A 25,527-nucleotide genomic window follows, 5' to 3' on the forward strand; every position below is an offset into this window, starting at 1 on the left:
ACATTCTGCGGCTTTCTCCGCTGGCCAACATATGAGCACGCGCTACAGCGCCGCCAGCTCCTCACTGAACCCGCCACTGAGAATCGGAAACCGCAGCCAGGAGCGTGGGTCCACGTTATAATCATCGAGGTGAAACGAGGGCGCGTACCGCTCCCGCTTCCACTGGTTGCGACTCCAGAGGCTGTAGAAGCGGCGCACGAAGGCTTTCAACTGCTCGTGGTCGAAGCCGGTGGCCTCGCCATCCAGCGCGGCCAACACCTGGCGCGGGCTGAGGCGGTCGTAGAAGGCCAGCCGTTCGATGCGGTTTAGCAGGACGTAGGGCATGAGGTCGCGCTCGTCGGTCTGCTTATCGGCTAGGGGGCGCAGCTCGGCGGTGGGCTGCAGGGCGTTGACGTGGCGCAGGGCCGGGTAGCCCAACTCAGTTTCGGCCCAGCGCAGCCACTTTTTTACAAAGTCCTTGTCTACGCCCGCGATAGGCGAGATGCTGCCGGCCGTATCGCCGTCCATAGTACAGTATCCCACGCTGGCCTCCGAGCGGTTGGAAGTGGTGATGAGCAGACAGTTTTGCACGTTGGCCAGCAGCCAGATGCCGGGAGCCCGCACCCGCGCCTGAATGTTTTGTAAGGCTAAATCATCGGTTTGCCAGGTTAAATCGCGGCCAAGCGCCCCTTGAATTTTGCCCACGTAGCCAGCTACTTCCTCATCAATTTCCCAGTTAAAAAACCGCGCCCCGATGCTATCGGCCAAATCCTTAGCCGAGTTGAAGGTGTCATCAGAAGAATTTACGGTGCCTTGGTAAGCGCACGTCAGCAGTTGCCGCACCAGCTGCTGATTGGTGCTTAAGTTACTTTGAGCTTCCGGCGTTTCCACAACCTGAGCCGCGCTGCCGCCCGCTCCGGCCTGTTGCACCACCGTTTCGCTCGCCGCCGGGAAGCAGCCGCTGCGCCGCTTGAACTCATCCAGACCCAACTCTTCCACACCCAGGCGCACCATTTCGGCCACGCCCACGGCGCAAAAGCACGAGTCCGCCCCGCCGCTCAAGCTCAGCACGAAGCCCCGGCTGCGCGCCTTGCGCAGGTAGTCGAACAGTGCCAGGCTCATGGCCTGGTTCAGCTCCTTATACTCATCAGGCGCAGGCAGCGGCACGATTTCGGCCGCCGGCTCCGGCTTGGTCGTGAAGTCCACGTCCACCCATTCCAAATCCACTTCTTTGAAGCTCAGCAGCTGGTTGCGCTTCAATAAATGCCCATTGCGGGCCACCAGAATTTCACCGTCGAAGATGATGCGGCCGGCCTCATTCCCCAGCAAATTGGCGTACAGATACGTGCAATCAAACGTGCGCGAGGCCTTCATCACCAGCTGGTAGCGCACATCGGTCTTGCTCATCGCAAAGTGGCTGGCCGACGGATTCACAATCAAATCCACCTTGCCCATCAGCCGGCACGCTGGCCGCACATTATCCGCCCGCCAGGCATCTTCGCAAATCTCGAAGCCAAAGCGCACGCCCTGGTGCTCAAAAACGAGGTCGCCCAACGGCCACGTCTCCCCTTCCCAGCTCACGGTGCCGGTTTCGCCCGCCACCCACGGCGCAAAAAACCGCGTTTCGTAATGCACGCCATCATTGGCCAGAAACTGCTTGGCCGCGAAGCCCAGAATATGGCCGTCGCGCAGCACCGCCGCCGTGTTGTAGGTGCGGCCCGGCAGGCGCACCGGTAGGCCTACCACCACGCAAATTCCGTGCGTCCATTCGCGCACCTTTTGTAGGTGGGCCAGCGCCGCCTCGGGCATCCAGTCGCTCAGAAACAGGTCCTCGCAGCCGTAGCCAGTCAGGCACAGCTCGGGCAGGCACAGCAGCTCCACGCCCGCGCTTTTGGCCTGCTCAATGGCTGTTTGGATATTCCGCAGGTTGTTATTCCAGTCAATAGGAATCTGGTTGAGGGCAGCTCCGGCGATACGCATGGGGTTCCGATTTAAGTGCGTGGATACAATGTAAAAGCCGCAGAGCGGCGACATGTTGGTAGAAATCGACGAATATCAAACGGAAAAAGCCCCAGCGGGGCGACACTCGTTGTGCGAGTGTCGCCCCGCTGGGGCTTTTTTGATTTCAGGAGAGCAATTAACTACCAATATGCCGCCCCGCTGGGGCTAGTCAACGAGTGAAACGATTGAAGCGTTAAGCCACGCCCAACTCCGTCAGCGCCCGCTCAGCCGCCAGCTGCTCCGCCTGCTTCTTGCTCAGGCCCATGCCGGTGGCGATGATTTCCTCATCCAGCAGCACGTTAGCCGTGAACTCCATCATACCGCCCGGCCGGGCCTCGCCCGTGATGTCGTACCGCAGGACCTTGCCCTGGCGCTGCGCCCATTCCACCAGCTTGCTCTTGAAGTTGGCAGTGGTGGTAGTGAGCGTGTGCACGTCCACAAAGCCCTTCACGAGGCGCGTGAGGATGAATTTCCGGGCCGCTTTATAGCCCAAATCCAGGTACACCGCCCCCACCAGCGCCTCCAGCGCGTTGCCGTTCACGGAGCGCGAGCGGGCGGCGCGGCCCTGCGCGGCATCCAGCTGCACCAGTCCGTCGAGGCCCAGTTTGAGGGCGATGCCGTTCAGGCTTTCGCGGTTCACGATGCGCGAGCGCACCTCCGTCAGGAAGCCCTCCTGCTCGTAGGGGTACTTTTTGAACAGGTATTCGGCCACCACCGTGCCCAGCACGGCATCGCCGAGAAACTCTAGCCGCTCATTGGTCTGGTGCTTGCCAATAGCGGGCTGCTGCCGCACCGCCGATGAGTGCGTGAACGCCAGTCGGTAGAGCCGGGCATTCTTGGGCGTCTGGCCCGTCACGGTGGCTACCGCCTGCCGAAACGCTTTATCAGAAGCAAAAAAACGGGAAACGAAACCGAGCAAAGGGAAGGATTTTAAAGATTCGGCAGAAAAGAAAGCCCAAAAAAGAACGTCATGCTGAGCGTAGCCGAAGCATCTCTACCGCAATACTAAATCAAACAGCATGATTAGTTGCAAGGTAAAGATGCTTCGACTGCGCTCAGCATGACGTTCGGAAAACTGTTCGCTGACAACGTCAACCTACAGCTTGCGGAAAATCACCGACGTATTGTGACCGCCGAAGCCAAACGTGTTGCTCATAGCCACGCGCACCTCGCGGGGCTGCGCCACGTTCGGTGTGAAGTTCAGCGCCTGGTTAATTTCCGGGTCGGGCGTGTGCAGGTTGATGGTGGGGGGCACCAGGCTGTTTTGCATGGCTAGCAGGCAGGCCACGGCCTCGATGCCGCCGGCACCGCCCAGCAGGTGGCCGGTCATGCTTTTGGTCGAGGAAATGTTCAGCTTCTCGGCGTGCTCGCCAAAAACCTGCTCAATGGCCTTGATTTCAGCGCCATCGCCCAAGGGCGTGCTGGTGCCGTGGGTGTTGATGTAGTCCACGTCGGTGGTGGTGATGCCGGCATCGCGCAGGGCATTTTTCATCACCAGCACCACGCCACTGCCGCTGGGGTCGGGCGCGGTGATGTGGTAGGCGTCCGACGACATACCGCCACCAATCAGCTCGGCGTACATTTTGGCACCGCGCGCTTTGGCGTGCTCGTACTCTTCGAGCACCAGCGCGCCGGCCCCTTCGCCTAGCACAAAGCCGTCGCGGTCCTTATCGTAAGGCCGCGAGGCCGAAGCCGGGTCGTCGTTACGCTCGCTCATGGCCTTGAGGGCGTTGAAGCCGCCCACGCCCGATTCGGTGATGGCCGCTTCGGAACCGCCAGTAATCACGGCATCGGCGAGGCCGAGGCGGATGTTGTTGAAGGCCGCAATGATGGCGTCGTTCGACGAGGCGCAGGCCGACGTGGTCACGAAATTCGGCCCACGGAAGCCGTTTTTGATGCTGATGTTGCCCGACGAGGAGTCGGCAATCATGCGCGGGATGAAGAAGGGCGAGTAACGGGGCGTCCCGTCGCCGCGCTCAAACTGGAAGCATTCTTCCTGCAATGATTTCAGGCCGCCGATGCCGGAGCCCCAAATCACGCCCACGCGGTCCTTGTCAACGCCGCTTTCCAGCAGGCCCGAGTCAGCGATGGCCTCATCGGCCGCCACCACGGCGAACTGCGTGAACAGGTCCATTTTGCGGTGCTCCTTGCGGTCGAAGAAATTGTCGGCTTCGTAGCCTTTCACTTCGCAGGCGAAGCGGGTTTTGAACTTGGTGGGGTCGAAGCGCGTGATGGTGGCCGCGCCGCTGGCGCCCGTGCGCAGGCCTTCCCAGTAAGCCGGGGCAGTATTGCCCAGCGGTGTGATGGCTCCAAGGCCGGTAACGACAACCCGTCGGATGGACGACATAAGTCAGGCGCCAGAGGCGCGAAAGGTGAAGCGGGATTAAACAGCAAAACCGGCCGGCGGCTAGCCGGCCGGTATGCGCAGAACTTAGGTATTCATTCCAGGCAAAACGCGGAAATCGGGTAAAGATTATTTACGCAAATTGCTCGTATTGCTCAGAATGAGGGAAAACTACTTAGCGTGCTCTTCGAGGTAGCTGATGGCCTGGCCCACGGTACCGATGTTCTCGGCCTGGTCGTCGGGGATGCTCACGTTGAATTCCTTTTCGAACTCCATAATCAGCTCGACGGTATCCAGCGAGTCGGCACCCAGGTCGTTGGTGAAGCTTGCCTCGGGGGTAACCTCGGAGGCTTCAACGCCCAGTTTATCAATAATAATGGCCTTTACTTTTTCTGCGATTTCAGACATTTCCGTGGGGGTTTAGGGAAAACTACGGCACAAAGTAACGAGAGATTTTCCAACTAACCCACGGCCGCGCTTCTGAAATGCGGGTACAACATTATGGCGACGGCCCGTTGTGGGCCGTAGCTTTGCCGCTTCCCGCCCGCGGGTGCCCCTTTTGTGGCCGCTATGAAAACTTTCACCCTGGATGTTGACTACGAGTGCGACTTCGCCCTGTTCGGGCTGGTGAGCAGCACCCGCGACTATACCCTGGCCTGGACGCTGAACCGCGCCCTGCGCCTGCGCCTCGTCAAACAGCCCGAATTGCTGCTGAATCTCTTCAGCCAAGGCCGGCTGTTATTTACGAACTATTTATACACCACCGAGAGCCTCACGCTGCGGCTGCTGCGCAACCGCTCCATCGCCCCGTCCAGCCTCAAAAAGCCCTACCTGGCCCCCGATATCAAGGAATACGACTACCTGCTGGCCGTGACCAACGGCAGCGGCCACCTCGCCGACGATGAGCTGCTCCAGCGCCTCACCGCGCTCGATGCCGTGCAGTACGCCTGCCAGTTCGACCCGAATTCGCTCAAGTATAAGGAGAACTTGATAATGTGATTGCCGGGCTGGCGCAGCGCGGCGCTTTGCATTACCGGAATAAACCAAAGCGCCAGCACGCTCAACAAGGCGACAAACAAACGTTTGCCCCGAAAAACTCCTGCTAAGTACGGCGGCGAACGGTAGGGTTTTCGGTTAAATTAAACGACTTTTGCGGTGACGGGTGCCGTCGCCAGCCCCGCCAAAGGCCCAAGCTTGCGCGCCGCGCCAGCGTCCCCTTCTGCTTTAAGGAGGGGAGTTTTTTTGTTCCGACATTTCATCCCAACGCATGGAAACCCCCAATTCATTTAACAAAACCAAAATCGTGGCCACCGTCGGCCCCGCTTCCAATACGTATGAGCGCCTCGGCATTCTCATGCGCGAAGGCGTGGACGTGTTCCGGCTCAACTTCTCGCACGGCGCTTACGAGGAGCACCTGTCGGTTATCAACACGGTGCGGCGGCTGAACAAGGACATGCGGACGTCGGTGGGCTTGTTGCAGGATTTGCAGGGACCGAAAATTCGCTTGGGTGAGGTAGAAGGCGGCGGCGTGGAAATCAAGGCCGGGGATAAAATCAAGCTGGTGTGCGGCGAGAAGGAAATCAGCACCGCCACACGCCTGAGCACTATTTACCTGGGCCTGGCCCGCGACGTGAAAGCGGGCGACCAGATTCTGATTGACGACGGCAAAATCGAACTGAAAGTGCTGGCCACCGACCGCGACAAGGAAGTGGACGTGGAAGTGGTTTACGGCGGCTTGGTGAAGCCCCGCAAAGGCATCAACCTGCCCGACTCGGAAGTTTCGGCCCCGTCGATGACGGAAAAGGACATCGAAGACCTGAAATTCGGCCTGGAGCACGACGTGGACTGGGTGGCGCTGAGCTTTGCCCGCAAAGCCGACGACATTCGCTTCATCAAAAAGCTGATTGCCGACGCCGGCAAAACCACGCGCGTGGTAGCCAAGATTGAAACGCCCGACGGCCTGCGCAACATCGACGAAATCATCGCCATCACCGATGCCGTGATGGTGGCCCGCGGCGACCTCGGCGTGGAAGTGAAGATGGAAGAGGTGCCGATGGCCCAGAAGATGATTATTGCCAAGTGCAATGCGGCCGGCAAGCCCGTCATCGTAGCTACTCAGATGATGGAGTCGATGATTACGGCTCCCCGCCCCACCCGCGCCGAAACCAGCGACGTGGCCAACGCCGTGCTCGACGGGGCCGATGCCGTGATGCTCTCGGCCGAAACCGCCGTGGGCGCCTACCCCGCCGAGGTCATTCGCTCGATGGTGGGCACCATCCTGAGCGTGGAAAGCCGCAGCCCGCAGCTGTTCCACAAGTGGTGGCCCGTCGACCCCAAAGGCACCAACTTCATGGCCGATAGTATCCTGTCGGCCTCGTGCCACTTGGCCAAAAACACCGGGGCCAAAGCCATTACCGGCATGACGCACCGCGGCTACACGGCCTTCCAACTGGCCAAGTACCGCCCCAAAGCCAACATCTTCATCTTCACCGACAACCGCCCCCTGCTCACGGCCCTGAGCCTGGTGTGGGGCGTGCGCGGCTTCTACTACGACCGCCTCGTGAGCACCGACAGCACCGTGGCCGACATCCGCTACGTCCTCACCACCACCGGCCACCTGGAGGCCGGCGACGTGTACATCACCACCGGCTCGATGCCCATCCAGGACAAAGGCAAAGCCAATATGGTGAAGGTGAGCATCGCCTAAATCATACCGCCGGCCAGTTGGCCGGATACGAAAAGAGCCCGCTGCGAAAGTAGCGGGCTCTTTTTTTGTGGTGATAATCGGGCTATTCGTGGGTCAGCTTCCAGGTGGCACTAGCGCCATCGGGGCCGGTGAGGTGCAGCAGGTAGAGGCCGGCGGGCTGCCCGGCCAGCGGCACGGCCACGGCCGTTTGGCCAACGGGTACGGGCGCGCGCCATACGGCGCGGCCCAGCGCGTCGGTGAGGCGCAACGTGGTGCCGGGGCGGGCCGGCATGGCCAGCGTGAGCGTGGCGGCTTCGGTAGCAGGGTTGGGGTGCAGCGTGGCGATGGCGGCGGCCTGGGCGGCGCGGGTGGGCAGCAGGTTTACGAAGCTGGAAGGGCTGCCGCAGGTGGTGGTAGTGCCGTTCCGGGTGCGGCGATAGTAGGTGATTGCAGTACTTCTGCTTCTTATAGCCCCCAAACCAAGGTCTGGTGAAAAACATACCAAGGGGTCAATGTCGGGAAGCCGCCCAAAGGTATTGTCATTAGCTCCATACGTAAAAAGCTGGTCGTACACTATCTGTTGGCTTCCGGTGCACCCGCTTCCCCCGGGCTGTATCTGAACAATTCCACGGCTCAGGAAAACACCACCACTGCTCATGCGGTACTCTCCTGTCAGCATGGGAGTGTCTGTAAACTGCCTTGATTTACCCGTACTCAGCGAAAAGGCCCAGCGGTAGGTTGCGATGCCACTGTAATAAGTACCTGGAGTGGCAGAGCAACCGGGAGCTCCAACACTAAGATTTTCCGTTCGGGTTTGCTCCTGAAACGTGTAAATGAGCGAATCACCCACTTGGCTGCGTGCCGAAAACCGGCGCAGGCTACGTACTTGTGAGCATTCGAAGGGTGTGATGATAATAGGAAAAGCCTGATAGCCTATTTCGTCGCCCGGCTGCAAATCAAACAAGCGCAGAGGGCTGTAGGGCGATTGCGCCACCGTAGCGGGCAGCTGCGTCGCCACCCATTGTCGCGGGCTGCCGTTGAGAGTCAACCATTGCGGTCCTTCTATCAGCCCGTAATTCTGGCTTAGCCGTATCACCGGCCCCGTACTCAGGGTTATGGTGGCCACCATATCAGATTGGCCATTGACCGTTTGCAAGCCCCGGCTGGTCAGCGTAGCAGTAATATTTGATGCCGCATTGGCCACCCAAGTGCTGGCCACGGCAGCCTGCGGGCGCAATAGCAGCGACGTAGCCGATTGCGCAGTTCCTTCCGTCACGGTTTCCAGGGTGTATTCCGTGGAGCCCGGCTGCCAGCGCAGGCGCTGACCAAACAAGTTGTTGCGACTCTTGCGGAATCGGCCGTAAAGTCCTTCTGCGGGTACCTGGCCCGTCGTTTCGCGCAGCACCCGGTTGAATGCCCAAGCCGAGTCGCCCGTAGCTGTTACATAAGCAGAGTCGAGCCGCAAGGTGTAAATACCAACCGTAGTATAGGGGCCGGTGCTGGTACTGCCCGGCACTTCATACGTGTAAATCAGTCCCGGCCGAAACGGCCGCCATGCCTGCTGCGCACTGGTACCTAAGGCAATAAACGAGAACAGCGCGGCCAGTAAAGGCCGCGCCCAGGGGTAGGCGTGTTTCATGGTGCGGGGGGGGTAGTTGATGTGGAATACTGCCCGTAAGGTAAGCATTCGGTACTTACTCCCGAATAAAACTATGTTACTCCACCAAAAAACCTGTTTACACGCAAAAAGCCCTGCTCAAGATTGAGCAGGGCTTTTTGTAAGGAGCGCGAGACCAGACCTTGGGGCGGCGCAGTCTGGCCTCGCTAGGCTCGTCTCGCACTAAAGCGCGTTGACGAGCTTTGTCAGCTTGCTTTTGTTGTTAGCAGCTTTGTTCTTGTGGATGATGTTCTTCTTGGCCAGACGGTCCAGCATAGAAGTCACCTTCTTCAGCAGCTCCTGAGCGGCCGTTTTGTCGGTCGTCGTACGGAGCTTTTTGATAGCCGTGCGGGTGGATTTGTGCTGGTAACGGTTCAACACGCGCTTGGCTTCGTTGCTGCGGATGCGTTTGAGGGCCGACTTATGGTTTGCCATGAGCAGGAAATATATAAGAGCGTTATGCTTGAGTTCTGTGTTTGGGAGGGCAAAGGTACGAATCCGCCCGACAAATTCAAACCCTGCCGCCAAAAATCTTGAGGCAAAGCTTATTCTATTCCATTTCTATTCCATAGCACTGCGCAAAATCACCACTAAATCCGTCTATGCTCATTCCAAATTCACTTTAGAGCATCTAAATTAGTATGCATGCCGATTAGGTGAGAACTTTACCAGCCCCTTCTCCCACTCAGCGCGCCCTGCCACTTCCTAGCCCCTACGTGCCATGCCGCTCGTCGCAGAATCCCACTATCAGGCGCCGTTTTACCTGTTCAACGGCCATTTGCAGACCATTGTGCCCAGCCTCTGGCGCACCGTGCCCGACGTGGCCTACCAGCGCGAGCGCCTGGAGCTGCCCGACGGCGACTTCCTGAACCTGGACTGGAGCCGCCTGCCCGAAAACCGGCCTACCAACGGCCTCGCCATCGTATCGCACGGCCTCGAAGGCGATGCTTCACGGCCCTACGTGCGGGGCATGGTGCGCGCCCTCAACCGCGCCGGCCTCGACGCGCTGGCGTGGAACTACCGCAGCTGCGGCGGCGAGATGAACCGCCTGCTCCGCTCCTACCACCTCGGCGACACGGAGGACTTGGACCTGGTGCTGCGTCATGCGCTGGCTTCCGGCCGCTACCAGCGGGCCTACCTGCTGGGCTTCTCGGCGGGTGGAAACGTGACGTTGAAGTACCTGGGCGAGGACGCGGACCGCGTACCGGCCGAAGTGCAGCGGGCGGCGGTGTTCTCGGTGCCAACGGATTTAAAAGCCAGCTCGGTACACATCGGCCGGCTGCAGAACCAGGTTTATATGCGCCGCTTTTTGAAGACGCTGCGCCAGAAAATTCGTGACAAAGCCGCTCTCATGCCTGGCCAGGTCGATTTGGAAGGCCTGGAGGAACTGAGCAACTTCCCGCAGTTTGATGACAAATACACCGCGCCCATGCACGGGTTTGATTCGGCTGAAGCCTACTACCAATATGCCAGCTCCGGCCGCTACCTCAGCGGCATTCGGGTGCCCACGCTGCTGGTGAATGCCCAGAACGACCCGTTTCTACCGGCTTCCTGCTACCCGTGGGAGACGGCGGCTGATTCGCCCTTTGTGTTCCTCGAAACACCGCCGGAGGGTGGGCACGTCGGCTTTGCGGAGAGTAGCGGGGACTATTATTCGGAACGCCGGGCGGTGGAATTTCTGACAGCGGAAGTGCCCGGCTAGCGAAACATTAAGAGCATAAGTGAGGTGAGAAATACCTGAAAGCAGGTATTGCAAGCGCTGACAGGCAAATCTAGTTTTGTTGGTCATGGCTTGATGCAGCTGCTAAGAAGCAAGCTGCATTCGCCGCCGCATTATTCATCCGCTTATGCCTAAACTATTCCGCCTCCTTGTATTACTGCTGCCCGCTTTTTTCCTGACAATTTCGGGCTGCAAAAAGGAAGAAGAAAAACCGGGTGCCGACCAAACCCAGACCATTACGCTTAATAAAAGCTCGGTGACTCCCGGCGAGGCGGTGATTCTTGAAGCTGCTGCTGATTTAGACGGCAGCGACTGGCAGATAAAAGTGGGCGGCGAAACGGTGCGGCTGACGAAGATTGACGCCCGACAGGCTGTTTTCCTGGTGCCCGTGCTGCCCTCCGGGCCACTCCCGCTCGACCTTTCGGCGCTACATGCGAAATCGTCGCCGACGCTGACGATGGGCAATTACATGCCCATCAAGGATGCCGACCAGGCCTTGACCGATTTCAATACCCAACTAACCAACGCCATCAACCACCTAGCCGAGCTAAGCCGTGACAGCATAGCCCCGGTAGAGGCGCAGGATGTGGCTTCTATGCGCAGCCTGCAACAAACGTTTGGCACCATGCGAAGCAGCCTTTCGGCCAGCGACAAACTGGCGGCGGCTTATGTGCTGCGCAACCTGCCCATGGATTTGGTAAATTTCCGGACCGTGCCGCGCCGGCCGGCTGGCGGCACCGCTACTACCGCCACCGCCGACCCCGGCGCAGATTTTGAGGCCATCGGCTTAGCCTTCGTCAGTAGTGCCATCAAGACGACGGCCTGTGTTGGCACATTTGCGCTATTGGTTGGTACGCCCGACCCCACATTCGTAACCAAGATTTTGGCGGTGGGCGCGGCGACGGCGGGCATTCTGCAGCTCACGCAGTCGCTGAAGCTGCTCAAGCAGCTGGGCGAAAATTACTCGTTGGTGCACAGCTTTGAATTGAACAATGCCCAAGGCTTTTCGTGGACGGCGGGCAATACTTTTACCTGTGATGCCGTGACCGTGGGCCGGGCCCTGATGACGAGCGACGCCTCGGGCTCGGCGTTTATGCAGGGCGTTTTCTCGGCGCAGTCGAAGCTACAAAATGTTCAGAATCGGTTTATTAATGGCTTTAACCTAGTGCGGGCGTGGTTTGGGAACGCGCAGCCGGTGAGTGCGTTCGTGAGCCCCATCAAGCAGGCGCTGGACCGGAAATACAAGTCGATGTCGACCCGAATTTTGAAGATTCGCAACATTTCAAACTCGGCGATAAACCTGGCCGTGTCGGCAGTGGGCGAGAAGCTGGCGCTCGTAGCCAGCAGTACCACTCTCACCGGGCCCACATCCTTCAATTTCGACGCAGTGTATGAAAATGCAACGCTGGGAATCACCACGAAGCAGAACGTAACCGTGCGCTGCGACTTTACGCCGGTCGATTCGATGAGCATTTACAAAACCGCACTGCTGGGCTCCTGGACAGCACGTAGCGTGGTGCCGTACATCCGCAGCGGCACCACGGTGCTGGATAGTACTATCATCAATTACATCATCACGATAAACCCGCCCCGTGCCACCGACGGCCCCGAGGTGGCAGCGACCTACTACATGACCAACGACAACGGCCAGCCGCCCACGCTGGGCTTCGTTCCGTGCTACATCCGCAAGTTTCCCTCGGGCTACAAGCTGTCGCTACCGGCGGGTATTTCTTTTGCCAACATCTCCGGTGGTCTCATCGGTCGCATCGAAGCCACCGCCGATAATGCAACTCACCAGCGCCTGAAACTGCCTTTGCGTAGCTACACCGTGCGGGTACCTACCACCGACGGCCGCACGGCCCGGTTTGTCATGACAAAGCAATAAGCAGTGAACCAACTATTTCGCGGGCACGAAAACCACCTTCTTCGTCTCGTAGAATTCTTCGTTGTAGAAGTCGCTCAAATCCGTGACTTTGGTTTTGAGACCGGACTCGGCAATTTCCTCAGTTAAGTCGCCGCCTTTGAGGTAGTAAAGGCCGGAGCCGGGTGCCCCCTGGGGCTTGAAACGGTGGGCAATCCAGGGGTGGAAGGTGGCGAGGCGGGCCACGGCGCGGCTCACCACGAAGTCATATTTGGCGCGTACCTGCTCGGCGCGGGTTTGCTCGGCGGTCACGTTGTTCAGGCCCAGCGCGGCGGCCATGAACTGCACGGCCCGGATTTTCTTGCCAATGCTATCCACGAGGTGGAAGTGCACTTCGGGGAACATGATGGCGAGGGGCAGGCCGGGCAGGCCGCCGCCGGTGCCCACGTCGAGCACGGCGCTGCCTTTGGGGAACTGGATGACTTTGGCGATGCCCAGCGAGTGCAGCACGTGGCGCTCCGTGAAATTCTCCATGTCGGGGCGCGACACGAGGTTGATGGCTTCGTTGGTGGCGCGGAACTCGGTTTCGAGCTGCTGGAAAAGCTGGAGCTGCTGCGGAGTAAGTTCGGGGAAGTAGTGCTGCAAGAGGTTCATGGGTGCAAAGGTGCACGGTTTGGGCCGTTTCGCTCATTTCGAAGAACAAAACCAGAACGTCATGCTGAGCGCAGTCGAAGCATCTCTACCGCTTCGTTGTGGCGGAATTGATTACTACTGCGGTAGAGATGCTTCGACTGCGCTCAGCATGACCGTTCTTTTTTTATTACTCAAGCCCAAATGCACAAAAAAAGCCCCGACTTGCGCCGGGGCTTTTTTGCGATTAAATAATCTGCTTGGTGTGCTTCACCATGTCATAGAGCAACTCGCGGGCGCGGTGCAGCTGGGCTTTCACGGTGCCGAGGGGAGCTTTGAGCTCAGTGGCAATTTCTTCGTAGCTGAGCTCGTCGAAATAGCGCAGCGACACGAGGCGCTGATACTTATCGGGCAGGCGCGACACGACGTGGCGCATGATTTCGATTTTCTGGTTGCGCACGGCGTGCTCGGCCGGGTTCAGGTCGTTGTCGCGGAAATCGATGGTGATTTCGTCGCCGTTATCGACCTTGATGGCCGAGTCAATCGACATGGTTTTGATTTTATTCTTGCGGATAAAATCGATGCAGTTGTTGGTGGCAATGCGGAACAGCCAGGTGCTGAACGCATACTCGGGGTTGAACTTGTGCAGGTTGCGGAAAGCCTTGGCAAAAGCCTCGATGGTGAGGTCTTCGGCGTCGTCCTGGTTGCGCACCATCTTGAGCACCACGTGATAGACGGGCTTTTTGTAGATGTGCATCAGCTCGGCGTAGGCCTTCTCGTCGCCGTGGTCCACAGCGGCGCGAATCAGCTTAAAGTCGTGCTTGGCTTTGGCTGAAAACTGCTTTTGAATGTCTTGGTTGTTTACTTCCATCGAAGGGTGCGGTTAAGGAACAGCGAGATTCCCAGAGCCAGGTATTGAATAAAATAAACCACGTCGAGCACCGGCAGGAGCCCGACGATTACGGGCTGGGCGAGCCGCTGGCTCAGACGTGCATACACGGCGCTCACGAACAACGTTCGGAGAACCCATACCACTGCCAAAGGTACCCAATTGTTTGGCGAAAAAACTAACACAACGGTAGCCAGATAGAACAACATATTAGCCATCACGAAGGTGCCCACCCGCAAACGGTCGGCCAGGCGGTAGGCGCGACCGGCGGAGAGGTGCCGGCGCTTCTGCCGCCACCAAGCGGACCAGGTTTCGGCGGGCTCGCTCAGGGTGTGGGCCGAGGGGTCGGCCACCACGGCCACGCGCTGGTGCTGGCGAACGGCATCCTGCACCAGCAGGTCGTCATCGCCGGAAAGCTGGCGGATGTGCGAGGCAAAGCCCTTGGTGGCCGTGAAACAGGCACGGGTGTAAGCCAGGTTGCGGCCCACGCCCATGTAAGGCCAGCCGCGCCAGGCGAAACTGAGGTACTGCGCGGCAGTGAGCAGCGTTTCGTAGCGGATGAGTTTGTTAAGAAAGCCGGGGGCCTCAGTGTAGCCGGAAAAGCCGAGGACAAGGTCGGCCCCGTCTTTTTGGGCAAAACCGCGCTGCATGAGGCGCAGCCACTGATTGGTAGCCGGAATGCAGTCAGCATCGATGAAGAGCAGGCGGGCGTAGCGGGTGGCTTTGATGCCGAGGGTCAGGGCGTATTTTTTGGGTGCGAAGCCGTCGGGGGTGCGGTCGATGGTGACGAGGCGCACGGTGGTGGGGTAATATTGGGCCAGTTGCTGGGCGTATAAATAGGTGTCGTCGTGGCTGCGGTCGTCGATGAGGACGATTTCGAAGGCGGCGGGGTAGTCCTGCTTGAGCAGCAGCGGCAGCAGGCGGCGCAGGTTGTCGAGCTCGTTGCGGGCGCAGACGACGATGGACACGGGCTCCGTGTCGGGGCCGGGCGCATCGGCCGGGGCCTCGGGGGCGCGGCGGGCGAAGGGCCAGAAGAAATACGCGGCGTAGAAGAGCTGCACCAGCACGCACGCCAACAAAAGCCAGAAAAACGGGGACGCGGGTACGGGTGGAACCAACAAAGCAGCGGAATACGAATGAGCCTGCAAAAGTACGGGGCGCGAAACGGGCGGGTTACCTTTGTGGGAAGCAAGGGCCATAGCCCGTCATGCTCATCTGGCGTCCGCGCAGCCGAAGCATCTCGCTCGGGTTAGTAACTCAATCGTGAAGACAGTTATAATTACTGCTCACACGCGAGATGTTTCGGCTGCGCGGACGCCAGATGAGCATGACGTTCATTTTGTGCTCTGCTGCGACATTGCCTCCCCTCCCGCATGACCTTCGACCTTCTCGCTCAAGACCCCGCCACCAAGGCCCGCGCCGGCCGCCTCGAAACGGCCCACGGCACCATCGAAACGCCCATTTTTATGCCCGTGGGCACGGCTGGCACTGTGAAAGCCGTGAGCCAGGCCACGCTGAAAGACGACGTGCAGGCCCAGATTATCCTCGGCAATACTTACCACCTCTACCTGCGGCCGGGCCTGGATGTGCTCAAGGCCGCCGGCGGCCTGCACAAGTTCAACGGCTGGGACCGACCGATTCTGACTGACTCGGGCGGGTACCAGGTGTACTCGCTCAGCAACACGCGGAAGATTAAGGAAGAGGGCGTGAAGTTCCGCTCGCATATTGATGGTAGCCAGCATTTATTCTCGCCGGAGGGTGTGATGGATATTCAGCGCGTGATTGGGGCCGATATTATCATGGCTTTTGATGAGTGCACGCCCTGGCCCTGCGAGTATGACTACGCCGCCCGCTCGCTCGATATGACGCACCGCTGGCTGAAGCGCTGCATCCAGCGTTTCGATAGCACCGAAGGGCTTTACGGCTATCAGCAGGCACTTTTTCCGATTGTGCAGGGCAGCACGTTTAAGGATTTGCGCGTGCGTTCGGCGGAGTTTATTGCTGAGCAGGGCCGCGAGGGCAACGCCATTGGCGGGCTGAGCGTGGGCGAGCCGGCCGAGCTGATGTACGAGATGACCGAGCTGGTGTGCGACATCCTGCCCAAGGACAAGCCGCGCTACCTGATGGGCGTGGGCACGCCGGCCAACATCCTCGAAAACATTGCCTTGGGCGTAGATATGTTCGACTGCGTGATGCCGACCCGCAATGCCCGTAACGGTATGCTGTTCACCACGCAGGGCATTATGAACGTGACGAATTTGAAGTTTGCCACCGATTTCACGCCCATCGACCCGGTGCTGGAGGGCGCGGCCAGCAACTTCTACACCCGCGCTTATGTGCGCCACCTCTTCCAGTGCCAAGAGATGCTGGGGCCGCAGATTGCCTCGGCCCACAACCTGACGTTTTACCTGTGGCTGGTGAAAGAGGCCCGCAAGGAAATCATCGCCGGCACGTTTGGCCCCTGGAAAGAGCGCATGGTGAAGCAGCTGATGACCAGATTGTAATTATGAATTATGAGTTATGAATTATGAGTTGATGTTTCGATAACAGCGCCGCTCACCCATTCATAATTCATAATTTATAACTCATAATTCCAACTATGAATATCCTCGACAAATACATCATTAAGAAATTTCTCGCCGCGTTTTTCTTCTCGGTGGTAATTCTCGTGACGGTGATTTGCGTGATTGATTTCACGGAGAAAAACGACGACTTTATTCAGCATAATTTGTCGATGTCGAAAATTATTTTCGGCTATTACATTTATCTGTTTCCGTATTTCGCCAATCTGCTTTCGCCAATTACCATTTTTATCGCCGTGGTATTTGTGACGGCGCAATTGGCGGCTCGCACTGAAATCGTGGCTATTCTGGCCAGTGGGGTGAGTTTTCGGCGGCTGATGCTGCCGTATGCCATCGGGGGCAGCGTAGTGGGGCTGATGATATTCGGGCTGATTGGCTGGGTGCTGCCGATTGGAAATAAGTCGCGGGTGGCGTTTGAGCGGGCGTATATCAAATTGCCCTACCGGTTTCAGGGGCGCAACGTGCACATCAAAATCGGACCGCGCAGCTACGTGTACATGGAGAGCTATGATAACACGAGCAATATCGGCTTCCATTTCGCCCTCGAAACCGTGGACAGCACCGTACTGCGCCGCCGCCTCACGGCCGATGCTATCAACTGGGATTCGACCAAGCACGTCTGGCATTTGTCGCCGCAATTGATTCGCACCTTCAAAGGTCCACAGGACGAGACGCTGAAATCTGTGCCCGCCCGTGATACCACGCTGAACCTGTTTCCCAAGGACTTCGCCAGCACTTACAAGCTGGCCGAAACCCTCACTCTGCCGGAGCTGAATGCCTATATCCGCACCAAAATTGAGCGCGGGGCCGACGACACCCAGCTTTACCTGAGCGAGAAATACGAGCGGTACGCCTACCCATTTTCCATCGTCATTCTCACGCTGATTGGCGTTATTCTCAGCGCCCGAAAGTCGCGGGCCGGCGTGGGCGGGCAGATTGCGCTGGGCTTCGTGCTGGCGTTCGTGTTCATCATTTTCGTGATGCTGAGCCGCAATTTGGCGCAGGTAGGCAGCCTGTCGCCCCTGGTGGCCGCGTGGATACCCAGCACCATTTTTTCGGTGATTGGGCTAGCGCTGTACCGGTTTGTGCCGAAGTAGGCAGCGCAAACTCTGTATCTAAAAACGTCATGCTGAGTGCAGTTGAAGCATCTATACCGCGCAAGTATTCATTTACTATTGCGGTAGAGATGCTTCGGCTGCGCTCAGCATGACGGCTATTCTGTTTTCCCATATGCTCCGCGACTACCTCAAGCTCCATTTCATTGTGCTCCTGTGGGGCTTCACGGCCATATTGGGCAAGGTGCTGACGGTGCCGCCGGTGGAGCTGGTGTTCTGGCGCACGCTGCTGGCGGCCACGGGGCTGGCGGTGCTGCTGGCGGGGCGGCGGATGCCCTGGCGCGTGTCGGCGGGGCAGGCGGCGCGGCTGCTGGCGGTGGGTGCGCTGGTAGCGGCGCATTGGATTACCTTCTTTCTGGCGGCGCGGCTGTCGTCGGTGAGCGTGTGTTTGGCGGGGCTGGCCACGCTGGCGCTGTGGACCTCGCTGCTGGAGCCGCTGCTGCTGTGGCGGCGGGTGCGCGGCTACGAGGTGGGCCTGGGTTTGATTACGATGGTGGGCCTCTACCTGGTGAGCCAGGCCGAGCTGGACCAGCTGCTGGGGCTGGGCGTGGCGGTGCTCTCGGCCGGGCTGTCGGCGCTGTTCAGCGTGCTGAATTCGAAGTTAATTAAGACGCACCCACCGCTGCGGCTCACGTTTTACGAGATGCTGGGCGCATGTCTTAGCATCGTGTTGTTCTTCCCGATTTATAGCCATTATTTTACGCAGGGGCAGGGTTTGCAGCTGGCGTGGCACGGCTACGACTGGCTCTGGCTGCTGCTGCTGGCGGGCGTGTGCACGGTGTACGCCTTCTCCACGTCGGTGGAGTTGATGAAGCGGATTTCGCCCTTTGCCGTGAACCTGACCATTAATCTGGAGCCGGTGTATGGCATTTCGATGGCGGCGGCCATCTACTGGCTGCACACCAAAGGGCTGCTGCACGCGCCCCAATTCAACGGCGAGCGCATGAGCACGGGCTTCTACATTGGGACGCTGCTCATCGTGCTCAGCGTGCTCATTCACCCGCTGGTGGCGCGGCTGATGAAGGATAAGGAGCCGGATTTGGAGCCGGCGATGCCGGTTTAGCACCCGGGCCTTGTCATTCCGACGAAGGAGGAATCTGGGTGAACTCGTTCATCGTTTTATCTCAGATTCCTCCTTCGTCGGAATGACAAGCCGACCATGCCTACTCAAAGCATTCCCTGCCACACCGTGTATTCCGTCGGCCACGTCATTGCCACCGGCTCCCCGTTTTCCCACAGGCCGTACACGGCCGAGCCAGAACCCGACAAGCTTGCATAAGTAGCGCCAGCATCATAAAGCTTCTGCTTGATTTCGGCCAGCACCGGGTGGCTGGGCGTGAGGGCCGTTTCGAAATCGTTGCTCAAGGTGTCGCGCCAGGTGCTCATGGGCTGGGCCAGGGCTTCGCGCAGCGGGTGTTTCGGCGGCTGCGGGGTGATGCGGGCGTAGGCCTCGGCGGTGCTGATGTGCAGGTTGGGGTACACGACCATGCAGGACACGCTTTTCAGATTCAGGTTGATTTCCTCGAATACGTCACCTTTTTCCACAGCTAGCACGGGCTTGTTCTGGATGAAGAAGGCGCAGTCGGAGCCGAGGCGGCGGGCGTATCTTTCCAGCTTTTCAATGGGGAGATTTAAGCTGAACAGGTCGTTGGCGGCTTTGAGGGCGAAGGCGGCATCGGCGGAGCCGCCGCCCAAGCCGGCCCCGATAGGTACTATTTTGTGCAGGTAAATCTGTACGGGCGGCAGCTCGGGGAAGTCGGCTTGCAGCAGCTCGTAGGCTTTCAGGCAGAGGTTGGTGGCGGGGTCGCCGGGGATGGGACGGCCGGTGAGCGTGAGGCTGGTGGCGGCCCCGGCGGGCGCGGGCAGCATCTCCAACGCATCGGTCCAGGGCAGGGGCACAAACACTGATTCGAGGGTGTGGAAGCCATCGGGGCGGCGCTGGGTGACGTAGAGGCCGAGGTTGAGCTTGGCGTTGGGGAAGGTGAGCATGGGGCGGGCACAGACAGGGCCGCAGCGAAGCGGCAGCCGCAAAGGTACTTTTGCGTCGTGTCCGCTCCCGCTTCCTTTTACACCCGCCACGGTAAGCGCCTGCTCGACCTCGCGCTGGCCGGGCCGCTGCTGCTGCTCACGCTGCCGCTGCTGGCGGGCGCGGCGGCATTGGCAGCCGTCCAGAACCGGGGGCGCTGGCTGTTTCGGCAGGCGCGGCCGGGGTGGCACGGGCGGCTGTTCACGCTGTACAAGCTGCAAACCATGACCGATGCCCGCGACGCCACCGGCCAGCCCCTGCCCGATGCCCAGCGCCTGCCGCCGCTGGGCCGCTGGCTGCGCGCCACCTCGCTCGATGAATTGCCCCAGCTCTGGAACATCGTGCGCGGCGATTTGAGCCTGGTGGGGCCGCGCCCGTTGCTGCCCGCCTATCTGCCGCTGTATTCGCCCGCGCAGGCCCGCCGCCACGACGTGCGCCCCGGCCTCACGGGCTGGGCGCAGGTGAATGGCCGCAACGCCATCAGTTGGGAGGAAAAATTCGCATTTGACGTGTGGTACGTCGACCACCTTTCGCTGGGGCTCGACCTGCTGATATTGTGGCGCACCGCCGGGCGGGTGCTGGGCGCGCGCGGCATCAATATGCCCGGTGAGGCCACCACGGCAGCATTTAGAGGCAGTCCACCGCTGCCGCCTTCTTCGTAATGTATTTCTATGACGCAACTCTTCTTTTCTGATTACGACGTGACCGAAGCCCTGCCGGCACTCGTCATCTTCGGGGCGGGCGGCCTGGGGCGCGAGGTGCTGGTGTTGCTCCAGCAGCTCAACGAGGCCCAGCCGACGTGGCTGCTGCGCGGCTTCTACGACGACCACGCGCCGGCCACGCCCACCGTGGGCGGCCTCCCCTACCTCGGCACTGCTGCCGACCTTAATGCCACCACCGAACCGCTGGCCGTGGCCGTGGCCGTGGGCAGCTCGGCAAGCCGGGCGGCCGTGGTGGCACGGCTCACCTCGGCGCAGCTTAGCTTTCCCAGCATCGTGCATCCGGCGGTGGCGCTGGGGCCGGGGCAGCGCGTGGCGCTGGGCATGGGCTGCATCATTCAGCGGGGCTGCATTCTTACCTGTGATATTTCGCTGGGCCGCTTTGTGCTGCTCAATCTGGGCTGCACCGTGGGCCACGATGCCGTGCTGGGCGATTTCTGCTCCCTGATGCCGCACGCCAACGTGAGCGGCGCGGCCCGGCTGGATAGCGGCGTGTACCTTGGGACGAATGCTACCGTTATCCAGGGCGTGCACATCGGGGAGAACACCATTCTCGGGGCCGGCGCGGTGGCCGTGCGCGATTTGCCCGCGAATGTGACGGCGGTAGGCGTACCGGCTAGAGCTATTTAATAATGAGAATTTCTTTGAACGTCATGCAGAGCGCCGCGAAGCATGACGTTCTTCTACTATAACACAACCCATGCGCAGCCAGGATTACGACCGTCTCTACCTCTCCCCTCCCCACCTCGGCCGGCACGAGCTGAACTATGTGCACAAGGCCATTGAGGACAACTGGGTGGCTCCGGCCGGCCCCAACATCACGGGCTTCGAGGCCGACATCTGTGCGGCGGTGGGGGTGCCGTATGCGGTGGCGCTCACGTCGGGCACGGCTGCTATTCATCTGGGGTTGATTTTGCTGGGCGTGGGGCCGGGCGATGAGGTGCTGTGCCCCTCGTTCACGTTCGTGGCTACGGCTAACCCGATTGTGTACCTCGGGGCTACGCCGGTGTTTGTGGATAGCGAGCCCGAAACCTGGAACATCTGCCCCGAGCGCCTGCGGGAGGCCATCGTGGACCGCATTGCGAAGGGCCGCAAGCCCAAAGCCCTCATCTTGGTGCACCTCTACGGGATGCCAGCCAAGCTACCCGAAATCCTGGCTTTGGCGAAGGAGTTCGACATTCCGATTCTGGAAGATGCGGCCGAGGCGCTGGGCTCGGAGTGGCAGCAGCAGCCGCTGGGCGGCTTCGGGCGGGTGGGCGTGTTTTCCTTCAATGGCAACAAGATTCTGACCACCAGCGGCGGCGGTGCACTCGTGACTTATGACAAAGCATTAGCCGAGAAAGCCCGCTTCCTGGCCACCCAAGCTAAGGACGATGCCCCCTACTACCAGCACTCCGAAACCGGCTACAACTACCGCCTGAGCAATATCCTGGCCGGCATCGGGCGTGGCCAGATGGAGCTGCTGCCCGAGCGCGTGAAGCGCCGCCGCCAGATTTTTGACTGGTACCGCGAGCACCTCGCCGCCGTGCCCGGCCTCACGGTAGCCCTAGCCCCGGAGCCGGCCGGCAGCCGCTCCAACCGCTGGCTCACCACCGTCCTCCTGTCCTCGCCCGACCCTGAGAATGGCGCGCCCGCCCCCACGCCCGAAGCTCTGCGCCTGCACCTCGAAACCCGCAACATCGAGAGCCGGCCGCTGTGGAAGCCGCTGCACCTGCAGCCGCTGTTTGCCGCCGCGCCTATGTACGGCGGCGCGGTGTGCGAAGACCTGTTTGCCCGGGGCCTGTGCCTGCCCAGCGGCTCGGCCATGGGCGATACGGAGCTGCGCCGCGTGAAAGAGGCCGTGCGCGAGGCGCTGGGCTAAGCCGCCCGGCACATTATGGCCGGGTGATGATTGGGTTACGGTTGCCCATCGCGCATTGGCGCGGCTGAATGTTATGTTTTTCGGCGCGGCCAGTGGGGGCCGGGCCGAATGGTGGCCGTAAGCCGGCGTCAGGGTCATACATAGGGCCGGGCCGGGCGTGGCCTTACCGCAGCTCAGGCCCGGCCCAGCCGGATGCGGAAGGTGGCCCCGGCTCCCGGCTGGCTGTCTACCGCAATGCTGCCGCCGTGGGCCTGCACAATGCGGTTGACGAGGTAGAGGCCCACGCCTGAGCCGGGCGTGTGGGTGTGCAGCCGTCGGAAGAGCTGAAATAGCTCCGTGCCGTGCTTTTCCGCGTCGAAGCCGAGGCCGTTGTCTTCGACCACCAGCACGGGCTGCCCTTCCTCGACCCACACCGACACGTGGATGCGGGCGGGCCGCGCCGGGTCGGCGTATTTGAGGGAATTACTGAGCAGATTGAGCAGAACGGTGCGTAGGTTGGCCCGGGCGAAGGCCACGGCGGGGCGGGCCGCGAAGTCCACCGTGATGCGGGCGCGGGCGGCCCGGGCCTGGGGTTCGAGCGTGTTCACCACTTCTTCCAGCAGGTCGGCCAGCGGGACTTCTTCCGATAGCGCGGCTTCGCTGGTTTGCTGCGCCTGGCCGAGCGCGGCCAGGTCGTCGATGGTGTGGCCCAGCTGCTGTAGCGCGTCCTGAATGAGGGGCATGAGCAGCTGCTCTTCGGTCAGGTCGGCGAAGGAAATGCTGCGGCGCAGCTCCTCAAACAAGCCCCCCAGGTTGTTGACGGGCTGCTTGAGGTCGTGACTGGCGGCGTACACGAAGTTGTCCAGGTCCTGATTGGTGCGGGTGAGGCGCTCGTTGGTTTGCTTGAGCTCGGTGATGTCGATGGCCGAGCCCACGTAGCCGTATAGGTCGCCGTTGGGGTAGAAGCTGGGCGCGCCCTGGGCCAGCAGCCAGCGGTACTGCCCGTCGTGGCGGCGCATGCGGTGCTCCAGCGTGTACAGGTTGCGGGTTTCAATGGCCTCGGCCAGCGTGTTTCGGGCCAGGTCCAGCTCCTCGGGGTGCAGGTAGGCGGCCCAGCCCGTGGCCACGTACTGCTCCAGGCTCACCCCGACAAAGTTGAGGAAGGCCTGGTTGGCGTAGCGAATGGTGCCGTCCGGGTTCACGGCCCACACTTGGTTGGGCGCGGCATCGGCCATGATGCGGAAGCGGGCTTCGGTTTCCTGCAGCGCGGCGGTGCGCTCCTGCACGCGGGTTTCCAACTCCTGGTTGAGCTGCTGCAACTCCTGGCTGACGCGCACGTCATGGGTGACGTCGAAAGCGTAGACCAGCACCCCGCGGGGCCGGCTCTCGGCATCGAAGTCGGCCTGAAAGATGTAGTTAAAGTAATAGTCCTCCAGCGGGCCGCCAGGGGTGCGGGCCAGCGGGATATGCACGCCCTGGTCGACGTGGGTTTCGCCGCTGTGGTACACGCGCTGCAGCGTGGCCCACACGGCATGCCCCCGCAGCTCGGGCAGGGCCGTGAGCAGGGGCAAGCCGAGCAGCGGCCGGCCGGGAAACAGCTGCTGGTAGACGGGGTTGACCAGGGCATACACCAGGTCGGGGCCATCGAGGCGGCACAGGGCCGCCGGGGCTTGCATGAACAGGCCTTCGAGCTGCGCCCGTTGCTGCTCGGTGCGGGCCTGGGCCTCGCGCAGGGCCACTTCCACGGGCGTGCGGGGCTGGTCGGAGGTGTCGGTGAAGCTCACGAGCAGGCCATCGCCGGTGCGGCGGGCGGCCAGGCGGTAGTAATTGTCGTAGCCGTCGGCCTGGTAGTTGATGTTGTACTCGCGGGGCTCCCCGGTTTCGAAGGCCTCGACGTGAAAGGCGAACGTGCCGTGGGCCTTGCTATGGGGCCACTGCTGGTTGTGGGTCACGGCGGGCACTTCCGGCATGTGCATCATGCGCTGGGCGGCCGGGTTGAGGTATTCGAAGGTGAAATCCACGATGGTGCCCGTGCCGGCCGCGTCGTAGATGGGCGTGTAGTAGATGACCCCGGTGATGGACACGGCCAGCAGGTCGCTCAGCACCGATTCGGCGGCAAGGGCCCGGAGCGGAAGCGGGAGCGGCGGGGAAGGCATACGGGGAAGCAGGCGGGAGAAATCAGGAGGTGCGCCGGGCCTTGCTTTTGGGGCAGCGGGCAATGGGGCGGTGGTTTATTGCTCTGCTCAAAAGTAACCCGTGGAGAAAAATATCCGGCCCCTGCCTCAGCAGGAAGCGCAGCGGAGGAAAGGAGCTGTTTAGATAAAAGAGGGTAAGTCGTTTAATTGATTCGGCCGGGTGTAGATGCCGCACAGCAGCTTATAAATTTCAGATGATTAGTGCAAACGGCTTACCGGGTATAGTGGTCTTCCACCTCCTGATAAGGGGTGTTTGGCTTTTTGTAAGGGTCAACAAAGCGGAGCGTGAGCGCATGTTCCGTTAATTCGGTGATGGTTCCATGTGCAGTGCCATATCGAATTTCGTTGCCCTGGCGGGTGTATTTGGCTTTGCCCCAATCGCTGCCATTCAGGAGCTCACGGTACGAAAGCGAATCCTGGGTAATGACCATGTAGTAGTCTTTCGTTACCTGCATCACCTGACTTTCAAGCTTTCCCGAGGCAGAATAGTTAAAGCCCTCCGTGCTTTCGGCGTTCCAGCGACCTAACAAGTCGGGCTCTGGCTTTGGCGTATCCTTGCCACAAGCGACCATCAGTAGACTGGTACAAAGCAATAGGGCTGGTCGAAGCTGTTTCATTGGTTAGAGGGCAGTTGTAGGGGTACGAAACTAGGCATTACTAATATTAAGGGATAGAGAATGGCCAGTTCAGCTAAACGGCGGGTTTTATTCTCATCTTCCCCACCTAGCGCCCCCTCGCTCACTGCTTATGCAAATGAATGGACTGCCCCACCAGCTTCCACTGGCCATCGATTTTCTCCAGCAGCCGGAGTTCCGTCGAGTAGCTCTTTTGCCCGTTGCGGGCCGTCGATTCTTCGTCGTGGCTCACCCAGGCGGTGGGGCCGGTGATGCTGATGTGGTAGTTGGTATTGACGGCGGTGCCGCCCTGGCCCATCGAGGGCGAGGGGGCCAGCATGCGGGCGGGCGGCACGTCCAAAAACTGGCCGTCGGCCGTGGAAACCAGGATGCGGCTGTAGGGCGTGACGTGCCAGCAGGCGGCATGGCCCGCCACGTCGCCTGCCCGCCAGGTGGCCGATTCCTGCTCTAGCAGGTGCTTGATGGCGGCGGTATCGTCTACGGGCCGGCTACAGCTGCCCACGGTGAGGCTGCCAAGAAGAAGGAGCGGTAATTTCATGCGGAGCGTGCCCATGGAAGTAGCGGAAAGGGTGCAGATTGCCAATAGAATGGCAAGATAGCAGCAGAGATTTCCCGGTTGGCGGGGCGGCGGCGATACGGGCCAACTGG

23 protein-coding genes are annotated in these 25,527 nt (G+C 60.4%); 10 read left to right on the forward strand and 13 right to left on the reverse strand.

The features are described from left to right. Nucleotides 1-42 precede the first annotated feature (42 nt). The 4 genes from nadE to ACYU70_RS09130 all read right to left on the reverse strand — a co-directional run bounded on the left by nadE (nucleotide 43) and on the right by ACYU70_RS09130 (nucleotide 4,732). Nucleotides 43-1,959 (reverse strand): NAD(+) synthase, encoded by a 1,917-nt coding sequence (gene nadE / locus ACYU70_RS09115; RefSeq protein ID WP_342298637.1) that lies wholly within the window; start codon nucleotides 1,957-1,959, stop codon nucleotides 43-45. Nucleotides 1,960-2,173: 214 nt separating this feature from the next. Then, complete coding sequence (gene rnc, locus ACYU70_RS09120) at nucleotides 2,174-2,899, reverse strand: ribonuclease III (RefSeq protein WP_342298634.1); 726 nt, start codon at nucleotides 2,897-2,899, stop codon at nucleotides 2,174-2,176. 177 nt (nucleotides 2,900-3,076) lie between these two features. Next, nucleotides 3,077-4,327: a beta-ketoacyl-ACP synthase II gene (gene fabF, locus ACYU70_RS09125; protein ID WP_342298632.1), complete on the reverse strand. Its 1,251-nt coding sequence runs from the start codon at nucleotides 4,325-4,327 to the stop codon at nucleotides 3,077-3,079. Between the two features lie 168 nt (nucleotides 4,328-4,495). Beyond that, nucleotides 4,496-4,732 (reverse strand): acyl carrier protein, encoded by a 237-nt coding sequence (locus ACYU70_RS09130; RefSeq protein ID WP_019948606.1) that lies wholly within the window; start codon nucleotides 4,730-4,732, stop codon nucleotides 4,496-4,498. Between the two features lie 162 nt (nucleotides 4,733-4,894). Here ACYU70_RS09130 and ACYU70_RS09135 point away from each other — a divergent pair, with 162 nt between their 5' ends. Both ACYU70_RS09135 and pyk read left to right on the forward strand, forming a co-directional pair. Beyond that, nucleotides 4,895-5,323, forward strand: a complete 429-nt coding sequence (locus ACYU70_RS09135) for an IPExxxVDY family protein (protein ID WP_342298616.1) — start codon at nucleotides 4,895-4,897, stop codon at nucleotides 5,321-5,323. A gap of 268 nt (nucleotides 5,324-5,591) precedes the next feature. Continuing rightward, a complete protein-coding gene (gene pyk, locus ACYU70_RS09140; protein ID WP_342298614.1) occupies nucleotides 5,592-7,031 on the forward strand; it encodes a pyruvate kinase in 1,440 nt (479 codons plus the stop codon). Between the two features lie 82 nt (nucleotides 7,032-7,113). Here pyk and ACYU70_RS09145 read toward each other — a convergent pair whose 3' ends face one another. Next, nucleotides 7,114-8,649, reverse strand: a complete 1,536-nt coding sequence (locus ACYU70_RS09145; protein ID WP_342298613.1) for a hypothetical protein — start codon at nucleotides 8,647-8,649, stop codon at nucleotides 7,114-7,116. A 201-nt stretch (nucleotides 8,650-8,850) separates the two neighbouring features. Continuing rightward, nucleotides 8,851-9,102, reverse strand: coding sequence for a 30S ribosomal protein S20 (rpsT, locus tag ACYU70_RS09150; protein ID WP_168674786.1), 252 nt, complete (start codon nucleotides 9,100-9,102; stop codon nucleotides 8,851-8,853). Nucleotides 9,103-9,388: 286 nt separating this feature from the next. On the opposite strand from rpsT, the gene ACYU70_RS09155 reads away from it, so the two are divergent. After that, nucleotides 9,389-10,369: a YheT family hydrolase gene (locus ACYU70_RS09155; RefSeq protein WP_342298610.1), complete on the forward strand. Its 981-nt coding sequence runs from the start codon at nucleotides 9,389-9,391 to the stop codon at nucleotides 10,367-10,369. 145 nt (nucleotides 10,370-10,514) lie between these two features. Next, nucleotides 10,515-12,272 carry a hypothetical protein gene (locus ACYU70_RS09160; protein WP_342298607.1) on the forward strand — a complete coding sequence of 586 codons (1,758 nt, stop codon included), beginning with the start codon at nucleotides 10,515-10,517 and terminating at the stop codon, nucleotides 12,270-12,272. A 12-nt stretch (nucleotides 12,273-12,284) separates the two neighbouring features. Here the strand turns inward: ACYU70_RS09160 and rsmG are convergent, their stop codons facing one another. The 3 genes from rsmG to ACYU70_RS09175 all read right to left on the reverse strand — a co-directional run bounded on the left by rsmG (nucleotide 12,285) and on the right by ACYU70_RS09175 (nucleotide 14,888). Beyond that, nucleotides 12,285-12,902, reverse strand: coding sequence for a 16S rRNA (guanine(527)-N(7))-methyltransferase RsmG (gene rsmG / locus ACYU70_RS09165; RefSeq protein WP_342298606.1), 618 nt, complete (start codon nucleotides 12,900-12,902; stop codon nucleotides 12,285-12,287). Between the two features lie 223 nt (nucleotides 12,903-13,125). Then, nucleotides 13,126-13,749: an RNA polymerase sigma factor gene (locus tag ACYU70_RS09170; protein ID WP_070728736.1), complete on the reverse strand. Its 624-nt coding sequence runs from the start codon at nucleotides 13,747-13,749 to the stop codon at nucleotides 13,126-13,128. Beyond that, a complete protein-coding gene (locus ACYU70_RS09175) occupies nucleotides 13,740-14,888 on the reverse strand; it encodes a glycosyltransferase (RefSeq protein WP_460615967.1) in 1,149 nt (382 codons plus the stop codon). The genes ACYU70_RS09170 and ACYU70_RS09175 overlap by 10 nt, the downstream gene beginning before the upstream one ends. Before the next feature lie 252 nt (nucleotides 14,889-15,140). Here ACYU70_RS09175 and tgt point away from each other — a divergent pair, with 252 nt between their 5' ends. The 3 genes from tgt to ACYU70_RS09190 all read left to right on the forward strand — a co-directional run bounded on the left by tgt (nucleotide 15,141) and on the right by ACYU70_RS09190 (nucleotide 18,527). Continuing rightward, nucleotides 15,141-16,271: a tRNA guanosine(34) transglycosylase Tgt gene (gene tgt, locus ACYU70_RS09180; protein ID WP_460615968.1), complete on the forward strand. Its 1,131-nt coding sequence runs from the start codon at nucleotides 15,141-15,143 to the stop codon at nucleotides 16,269-16,271. Between the two features lie 95 nt (nucleotides 16,272-16,366). After that, nucleotides 16,367-17,446, forward strand: coding sequence for an LptF/LptG family permease (locus ACYU70_RS09185; RefSeq protein WP_460615969.1), 1,080 nt, complete (start codon nucleotides 16,367-16,369; stop codon nucleotides 17,444-17,446). Between the two features lie 133 nt (nucleotides 17,447-17,579). Beyond that, entirely contained in the window at nucleotides 17,580-18,527 is a 948-nt protein-coding gene (locus tag ACYU70_RS09190; RefSeq protein WP_460615970.1) for a DMT family transporter, read from the forward strand. Nucleotides 18,528-18,631: 104 nt separating this feature from the next. Here the strand turns inward: ACYU70_RS09190 and ispE are convergent, their stop codons facing one another. Next, a complete protein-coding gene (gene ispE, locus ACYU70_RS09195; protein ID WP_342301063.1) occupies nucleotides 18,632-19,453 on the reverse strand; it encodes a 4-(cytidine 5'-diphospho)-2-C-methyl-D-erythritol kinase in 822 nt (273 codons plus the stop codon). A gap of 57 nt (nucleotides 19,454-19,510) precedes the next feature. On the opposite strand from ispE, the gene ACYU70_RS09200 reads away from it, so the two are divergent. The 3 genes from ACYU70_RS09200 to ACYU70_RS09210 all read left to right on the forward strand — a co-directional run bounded on the left by ACYU70_RS09200 (nucleotide 19,511) and on the right by ACYU70_RS09210 (nucleotide 22,070). Then, nucleotides 19,511-20,152 carry a sugar transferase gene (locus ACYU70_RS09200; protein WP_342301065.1) on the forward strand — a complete coding sequence of 214 codons (642 nt, stop codon included), beginning with the start codon at nucleotides 19,511-19,513 and terminating at the stop codon, nucleotides 20,150-20,152. A gap of 9 nt (nucleotides 20,153-20,161) precedes the next feature. Continuing rightward, a complete protein-coding gene (locus ACYU70_RS09205; protein ID WP_342301067.1) occupies nucleotides 20,162-20,839 on the forward strand; it encodes an acetyltransferase in 678 nt (225 codons plus the stop codon). Nucleotides 20,840-20,909: 70 nt separating this feature from the next. Next, nucleotides 20,910-22,070, forward strand: coding sequence for a DegT/DnrJ/EryC1/StrS family aminotransferase (locus ACYU70_RS09210; RefSeq protein WP_342301070.1), 1,161 nt, complete (start codon nucleotides 20,910-20,912; stop codon nucleotides 22,068-22,070). 173 nt (nucleotides 22,071-22,243) lie between these two features. On the opposite strand, the gene ACYU70_RS09215 is transcribed toward ACYU70_RS09210, so the two are convergent. The 3 genes from ACYU70_RS09215 to ACYU70_RS09225 form a co-directional block, all read right to left on the reverse strand. Then, on the reverse strand, nucleotides 22,244-24,205 hold the full coding sequence (locus tag ACYU70_RS09215) for a sensor histidine kinase (RefSeq protein ID WP_342301071.1): 1,962 nt from the start codon (nucleotides 24,203-24,205) through the stop codon (nucleotides 22,244-22,246). Nucleotides 24,206-24,456: 251 nt separating this feature from the next. Next, nucleotides 24,457-24,861 (reverse strand): hypothetical protein, encoded by a 405-nt coding sequence (locus tag ACYU70_RS09220; RefSeq protein WP_342301073.1) that lies wholly within the window; start codon nucleotides 24,859-24,861, stop codon nucleotides 24,457-24,459. Nucleotides 24,862-24,982: 121 nt separating this feature from the next. After that, on the reverse strand, nucleotides 24,983-25,417 hold the full coding sequence (locus tag ACYU70_RS09225; RefSeq protein WP_342301075.1) for a nuclear transport factor 2 family protein: 435 nt from the start codon (nucleotides 25,415-25,417) through the stop codon (nucleotides 24,983-24,985). Nucleotides 25,418-25,527 lie beyond the last annotated feature (110 nt).

The organism is Hymenobacter segetis, from assembly GCF_054776495.1.

Coding starts and splice junctions, on each gene's coding strand:
- ACYU70_RS09135 (WP_342298616.1), top strand. CDS start 4,895: ATGAAAACTTTCACCCTGGATGTTGACTACGAGTGCGACTTCGCCCTG.
- ACYU70_RS09155 (WP_342298610.1), top strand. CDS start 9,389: ATGCCGCTCGTCGCAGAATCCCACTATCAGGCGCCGTTTTACCTGTTC.
- tgt (WP_460615968.1), top strand. CDS start 15,141: ATGACCTTCGACCTTCTCGCTCAAGACCCCGCCACCAAGGCCCGCGCC.
- ACYU70_RS09185 (WP_460615969.1), top strand. CDS start 16,367: ATGAATATCCTCGACAAATACATCATTAAGAAATTTCTCGCCGCGTTT.
- ACYU70_RS09145 (WP_342298613.1), bottom strand. CDS start 8,649: ATGAAACACGCCTACCCCTGGGCGCGGCCTTTACTGGCCGCGCTGTTC.
- ACYU70_RS09215 (WP_342301071.1), bottom strand. CDS start 24,205: ATGCCTTCCCCGCCGCTCCCGCTTCCGCTCCGGGCCCTTGCCGCCGAA.
- ACYU70_RS09225 (WP_342301075.1), bottom strand. CDS start 25,417: ATGAAATTACCGCTCCTTCTTCTTGGCAGCCTCACCGTGGGCAGCTGT.
- ACYU70_RS09130 (WP_019948606.1), bottom strand. CDS start 4,732: ATGTCTGAAATCGCAGAAAAAGTAAAGGCCATTATTATTGATAAACTG.
- ACYU70_RS09210 (WP_342301070.1), top strand. CDS start 20,910: ATGCGCAGCCAGGATTACGACCGTCTCTACCTCTCCCCTCCCCACCTC.
- ACYU70_RS09190 (WP_460615970.1), top strand. CDS start 17,580: ATGCTCCGCGACTACCTCAAGCTCCATTTCATTGTGCTCCTGTGGGGC.
- ACYU70_RS09205 (WP_342301067.1), top strand. CDS start 20,162: ATGACGCAACTCTTCTTTTCTGATTACGACGTGACCGAAGCCCTGCCG.
- rsmG (WP_342298606.1), bottom strand. CDS start 12,902: ATGAACCTCTTGCAGCACTACTTCCCCGAACTTACTCCGCAGCAGCTC.
- nadE (WP_342298637.1), bottom strand. CDS start 1,959: ATGCGTATCGCCGGAGCTGCCCTCAACCAGATTCCTATTGACTGGAAT.
- fabF (WP_342298632.1), bottom strand. CDS start 4,327: ATGTCGTCCATCCGACGGGTTGTCGTTACCGGCCTTGGAGCCATCACA.
- ACYU70_RS09220 (WP_342301073.1), bottom strand. CDS start 24,861: ATGAAACAGCTTCGACCAGCCCTATTGCTTTGTACCAGTCTACTGATG.
- ACYU70_RS09160 (WP_342298607.1), top strand. CDS start 10,515: ATGCCTAAACTATTCCGCCTCCTTGTATTACTGCTGCCCGCTTTTTTC.
- pyk (WP_342298614.1), top strand. CDS start 5,592: ATGGAAACCCCCAATTCATTTAACAAAACCAAAATCGTGGCCACCGTC.
- ispE (WP_342301063.1), bottom strand. CDS start 19,453: ATGCTCACCTTCCCCAACGCCAAGCTCAACCTCGGCCTCTACGTCACC.
- rpsT (WP_168674786.1), bottom strand. CDS start 9,102: ATGGCAAACCATAAGTCGGCCCTCAAACGCATCCGCAGCAACGAAGCC.
- ACYU70_RS09170 (WP_070728736.1), bottom strand. CDS start 13,749: ATGGAAGTAAACAACCAAGACATTCAAAAGCAGTTTTCAGCCAAAGCC.